General features: G+C 34.8%; 6 protein-coding genes and 1 pseudogene. 3 read left to right on the plus strand and 4 right to left on the minus strand.

Annotated elements, in window-relative coordinates; genetic code table 11:
- Positions 1–30: 30 nt before the first annotated feature.
- Together AB8B52_RS04560 and AB8B52_RS04565 are read left to right on the plus strand one after the other, a co-directional pair.
- Positions 31–531 (plus strand): hypothetical protein, encoded by a 501-nt coding sequence (locus tag AB8B52_RS04560; protein WP_406025685.1) that lies wholly within the window; start codon positions 31–33, stop codon positions 529–531.
- Positions 532–535: 4 nt separating this feature from the next.
- Positions 536–982, plus strand: coding sequence for a sensor of ECF-type sigma factor (locus tag AB8B52_RS04565; protein ID WP_406025687.1), 447 nt, complete (start codon positions 536–538; stop codon positions 980–982).
- A gap of 154 nt (positions 983–1,136) precedes the next feature.
- On the opposite strand, the gene AB8B52_RS04570 is transcribed toward AB8B52_RS04565, so the two are convergent.
- From AB8B52_RS04570 to AB8B52_RS04585, 4 genes are all read right to left on the minus strand, one after another.
- Positions 1,137–2,219 (minus strand): WD40/YVTN/BNR-like repeat-containing protein, encoded by a 1,083-nt coding sequence (locus tag AB8B52_RS04570; RefSeq protein WP_406025689.1) that lies wholly within the window; start codon positions 2,217–2,219, stop codon positions 1,137–1,139.
- Between the two features lie 78 nt (positions 2,220–2,297).
- Positions 2,298–3,590 carry a sulfatase-like hydrolase/transferase gene (locus AB8B52_RS04575; RefSeq protein ID WP_406025691.1) on the minus strand — a complete coding sequence of 431 codons (1,293 nt, stop codon included), beginning with the start codon at positions 3,588–3,590 and terminating at the stop codon, positions 2,298–2,300.
- Positions 3,587–4,174 carry a hypothetical protein gene (locus tag AB8B52_RS04580; RefSeq protein ID WP_406025693.1) on the minus strand — a complete coding sequence of 196 codons (588 nt, stop codon included), beginning with the start codon at positions 4,172–4,174 and terminating at the stop codon, positions 3,587–3,589. The genes AB8B52_RS04575 and AB8B52_RS04580 overlap by 4 nt, the downstream gene beginning before the upstream one ends.
- 1 nt (position 4,175) lies before the next feature.
- Positions 4,176–5,249: a YHYH protein gene (locus AB8B52_RS04585; protein WP_406025694.1), complete on the minus strand. Its 1,074-nt coding sequence runs from the start codon at positions 5,247–5,249 to the stop codon at positions 4,176–4,178.
- A 162-nt stretch (positions 5,250–5,411) separates the two neighbouring features.
- Between AB8B52_RS04585 and AB8B52_RS04590 the strand changes: the two are divergent.
- Positions 5,412–6,000 (plus strand): annotated as a pseudogene (locus tag AB8B52_RS04590) (RNA methyltransferase); the annotation flags it as partial.

Genomic DNA, 6,000 nt, shown 5'->3' on the forward strand with positions numbered 1-6,000 from the left:
AAGAGATGACCACTTTCGTGGAAACTAAAGATGAAAGAAAATAAATTACAACATATTAAAACCACAGGATTTAAAACTCCTGACCATTACTTTTCTCAAGTCGAAGAGCAGATACTTAATGATTTATCTTTGAGAACCCAAATAGATGCATCCGGATTTGACGTTCCTAAAGATTATTTTGATACGGTGGAATCTCAAATACTGAATAAAGTCGCAACTCAAAGCGATACCAAGGTGATACCTTTATTTAGCTTAAAAAAAATAATTTATACAGCATCGATCGCAGCTGCATTAGTTTTAGGATTTCATCTGTTTTTTAATACTTCAGAAAAAATCAACTTAGAAGATCTTGAAATGGCATCTATTGCATATTATTTAGAAGTCGAAGATTACACAAGTAATGATTTAGCAGCGCTTTTAACTGAGGAAGAACTCGACGCTTTTAACGCCACAGATTCACAAATATCGATAGATTCAATTGAAGATTACTTATTAAACCATGCAACACTTGAAGATTTAATTATAGAATAAACTTATGAAAAAAATAGTCTTTACCCTATTATTTATAGCGATAACCACAATTACTTTTGCCCAAAAAGGCGAACGAAAAGAACGTATTAAAGCCTTAAAAATAGCCCTTATTACAGAAAAATTAGAGTTGACAAAAGATGAAGCTCAAAAATTTTGGCCCATTTATAACGCACACGAACAAGAAATGGAAATGCTACGCATTAACGGCAGAGAAAAACGTCGTAATATGAATCTCGAAACTATCACTGAAAGTGAAGCGCGAAAAGCCTTAAAAGATTTCCTAGCGTTTGAAAAAGAACAACAAGACCTTAAAGCTGATTTAGTAGAGAGTTTATTGACCATAATTCCTGCAAAAAAAATAATCATTTTAAAAGGTGCCGAAGAACAATTTAAAAGGCAAATACTGCAAGAGCTAAAGAATAGACGCGACAGAAAAGGTGATCGTGATTAACCGAATTTATCTGAAATAAAAACCTTTTAGTCTTCTATTCTTATTAAGTCGAATATAACGCAACACTAAAAACAGCAAGGCATCCAGCTACTATAATTACACAAAACTTCGAGCCTTAGAGCATTGGCATGAATTCATTTTTATTAAAGAACAATCATCTAAACATTAACTTACTAATTCTCCCGTTTCCTGCTGCATAAGCTATAGAATCATTTAAAAATCGAATGGTATAAAAACCTTCGTCGCTTAAATGTGTCCAACTATCACCAGCATCATTACTATAATCAATACCTTTAAAACCAACAGCGACTAATGCTTTACCATTAGAATTTGGAACGTATTGCACACAACTGCGATAGCCAGGACCTTTGCCATTAGCCACAACTTGCCATGTTTTCCCACCATCATTAGTTCTTATTTTGTTATTTAAAGTGTCGTTCGGCTTGGTATAATCTCCACCGATTGCAAATCCATTTTTATCATCATAAAAGTCAATGGAATACATTCCTGTGGTTTCCAAACCTTGAATGATTGGTGTGTTGTAAACTTGCCATGTTTTTCCTTTGTCATGTGAATACAGTATTCTACTAGCCTTTCCTCCTGTTGCTACCCAAGTGTTATCTCCTACAATAGCAATGTTGGTATCACTAGCTGCAAAAGCGGCTTCTCCTTCTTTGGCTTTTGGCAGGTTATCACATGATAATTTTGTCCAAGTCTTACCTCCATCTCTTGTAATGATAATACTCATACAATCTTCTGTAGGATCACCAATGGCAATACCTTCTTGGTCGTTCCAGAAATCCATGGCATCGTAAAAGGCTTTTGGGTGAGTTTCTTTGTAGACTAATTTGAGTGAATCTTTGTTAATTTTATATAATAAAGTTGGTGATGCAATGCTTAGAACAAAACCAGCTTTATTAGTTACTGCTAAAGAGCGGAAGTTAGGCACTATAGAATCATGCATTAACTGAAAGGTTAATCTAGTATCAAGTTCACTAGGATTTTTAACAATTCCACCTATTTGTCCATTCGACAAAGCAAAACTACCTATTCCTTTTTTATCAATTTCTAAAGCACGAACATTTAAAGTGGAATCTTGTATTAAAGTTTCAATTTCAACGTGAGCGATTTTTTTTTGAATTGGTTTTGAGACAGACTCTTGTTTTTTAGTTGTACCGCAACTACCAATAGTAATCCATAAAGACGCTAAAACTATAATTACAAACAACTTTTTCATAGTATTCAATTTTTCCTAAAAATAGAAAAGCTTCGTGATATAACCACAAAGCTTTTCAAATTATAAAACAAATATTTTTTAATTTACAATAGCATCGAGTTTTGTTTTGAGATCATTGTAAATCTCTAGACTAACAGGACTCAAGGTCTGATCTAACAAATTATTAGTTTCAAACGGATCATTCGCTAAATTAAAAAAGCCTTCAGTGTTATCTTTAAACCGAATGTACTTATGCGTCAATGATCTGGTAGCATAGTCTGAAGTTCCGTCATTGGCACTAATCTCTGAAAATAAACAATCTCTATTTCCTGTGATGCCATCAAAAAGGACATCCTTAAAACTTTGGCTATCATTAGTCTGTGCTGTTGAGTTTCCTGATAGTTCTACAATGGTATCGTATAAATCTGTAGCATTAATTAACGAATTATCTGTGGCATTGCCTCGCGATACATTTTTACCGGAGATAATCATTGGCACATTGATACCACCTTCATAAATAGACGCTTTTGCCTTGCCAGGACCATAATCTTGAGACACTTGGTTTGGTGTACCGTTATCGCCAATAAAAATGATAATGGTATTATCGCGCTCTTCAGTGGACATGGATTGTAATAATCTGCCCATTTCAGTATCCATTGCTTCAATAGCTGCAAAATAATAAGCTGTGCGATTGGCATTAATACTCGCCTGGTCTGAAGGTAAATCACCTTGACTGTGTAAATTAGTTGGTGGCAAATGAAAAGGCGTGTGTGGTGCATTGTAAGCCATCCATAAAAACCATGGATCGTTTTGGTCTGCAACCCAATCAATAGCAAGATCCGTCAACTTTGTTGTAATATAGTCCGTACTTGTAGTGGTAGTTCCGTTTTCTACTAAGCTCCAACTTTCATAATCCGTAACGGCTCCAGAAACGATGCCTGCGTAATAGTCAATTCCCATCGCTAAAGGCTGATTAGCATCATTGGATAAATGCCATTTTCCTATCAACGCTGTGGCATAATTAGACATATCGTTTTGTAAGATATGTGCTGAATTATCAAGTTGAAGTCCTACGCGAGTCACACCATTATTAGTGCCATAATTACCAGTTAAAATACTAGCTCTTGTAGGGCTGCATAGCGGATTCGCCCAAACATTATTAAACGTAATGCCATTAGTTATTAAATTTTGAAGTGTTGGCATGTTGGGTTTTACACTTCCTATAGTGTAATTTGGTGTTGCATCTAAACCCATGTCATCTGCAATAATGAGTAGAATATTTGGTGTCGATTGTGATGGTGTTGAATCATCTTGCATACCATTTGTGTCATCATTTCCACAGGAAAATATTAACAATCCTAATACAATCGCTATCTGTTTAAAGTATTTCATATGTGTTTACTTTTTTTATTTCTAAACCAAATCAGTAAGATGAATACACTAAAAGCGATGGCACCAAAGATTATTGTTTTTTTATATTCTAAATCATTGTTAGACGAAACCTTCACAATAAAAGAAGCTTTATCTGGTGTTGTTATAAATTCTAATGATTCTGATTTTAAAATGACATCGTTATAATTTTTCTGATTATCATAACTATTAAACATTAATGTGTTAGAAACTCGATCAAACGTGCCTCCTTTAAACTGAAAGCTAAAGTTATTTTGATGTGAATGCCCTTCATAAAATTCTTCTTTCACAGAAATCAACTCTAAACTTGAATCACCATGAGCGATCCTAAAATTAGCATTGACATATTGGTAAAAGGCAGCTTCAAACTCAGCTTTGTCTTTTGAATTTTCCAACTCTGGATAAGCTTCTAAAACCGCATTTCTTATACTCCACGGAAATTCGGCTTGGACTTCAACATAATCTTCTTTTTGTTGAATGGTGAAAAATGCTTTATTCGCATCATGAGCAAATCCATAACAGACGGATAAAAACATAAATGCAAAAATAGATAAGACTTTTATCATCTTACATGCCTATTTTAAAATCGTTTGAAGGTGTGCCTCTAAAAAATCTCGGAATACTTGGAAACGCATCTGTGATGACATAATAATAGGTTCCTGATGGATATTCTGGTGTTACACCTGTTCTACCATTAGCTTCGTCTAAGGTGCCTAATCCTGCAACATATTCGTAGTCATTAGAATACACACCATCGTTACTTCCGCAAGGTGCAGAGACTCCATCTCCACCTCTATTTCCAGATTTTAATTGGTAACTAGAGGTCATTTCATCTACGGAAGAATTCGCGTTTGATGCGTCTGAGTAGCCATATTTATAATATATAGGAAAACCATCCGCAGCATAACCAATCAGTGTCATCGCATCGGTTGGCATATTTAAAGCTTCTAAAAATAAGATAGGTGAACCATGGTAATGATATTTGCCAGTAGGTTGCACATGTGCGCTATTACAATCTAAGCCTAAATTTACATTTAAGGCTTCGAGATTCCAGTTCCAATTCACATTAGGATTCATCATTCCTAAATGCGGAAAAGGCTCGGCTGCCACAGGATCTAATTCTACTCCATTGAACAACACACCAAATGAATATTGAGGTCCAGCATTTGGTCCCATTCCTGATGTTGATAATAATGCTGTAAGATTGACGGCTTCCGAAGGATTCATTGTAATGGTATAGGTTTCGTTTTGTTCAGAAATGGCATTAGGATTTAATGAACCTTGTCCCATTCCGAAGCGTCCAACCATATGTTCTGGAATACTGTTAGAAGTAATTATTCTATTGGCTCCTGAAATCGTCTGATTATAAACATTTGAAAATGCTAACGTTTCATTGCAGGCACCTCTTGAATCATCTAAAACTTGATCGGACACGCAACCAGAATCATCCGTATCTGAATTATCTGCAACGTAGCCATCAGGTTGGTCACAAGACATAATACTTGTGTTAGGATCACCTAAATCGTCATTGTCAAAATCTTGATACCAAGTAGATTCCGTACATGTACTATCATCGTTACTAGAACAAGCTACAAAAGTTATTACAGCGATAACGGTCGCTAATTTTATGATGTTTTTCATGAATTGATTGATGGTTAGTTATGGATTAGACTCAAAAGTATGTAAAACGTTTAATTCTATTTTAGAATTATCTATATTCATTTTCAATAGTGTAACTTTGCACGTTCTTTTTTCAGAAATATAAATTGTAAACGAAGAACTAAATACTGAAGACGAAATAGAATGAGATTACATAGAAATTTATGCTTTGCAGTCATTGATGGTTTACATAAAATCTTCAATGAAGGCGAATATGCAGATAAAGTAATTCAGCAATTACTAAAACGAGATAAACGTTGGGGAAGTCGCGATAGAGGTTTTGTAGCAGAAACAGTCTATAGTATTGTGCGCTACCAAAGACTTTATGCAGAAATAGCAGATGTTAAAGCACCTTACGATAGAGATAACCTTTGGAGAATCTTCGCAGTTTGGGCAACTTTGAAAGGCATTAAATTACCCGATTGGAAATACTTTACCGACACACCTTCTCGAAAAATTAAAGGCCGTTTTGATGAATTGTCTAAAATTAGAAAATACCGTGAGTCTATTCCAGATTGGATTGATGACTTAGGTATAAAAGAATTAGGCGAAGGTGAATGGACCAAAGAATTGGCCATGCAAAATGAGCAGGCAGATGTCATATTAAGAGTGAATACGCTTAAAACAACTAAAGAAGATCTGCAACTCAAATTACAGTCTGAGGATATTGAAACTGAGTTTTTACCAAATCATCCGTCTGCTTTAAAATTAGTAGAACGTGCTAATGTATTTA

Origin of the sequence: Winogradskyella sp., from assembly GCF_045105575.1 — a bacterium.
Lineage (GTDB): Bacteria > Bacteroidota > Bacteroidia > Flavobacteriales > Flavobacteriaceae > Winogradskyella.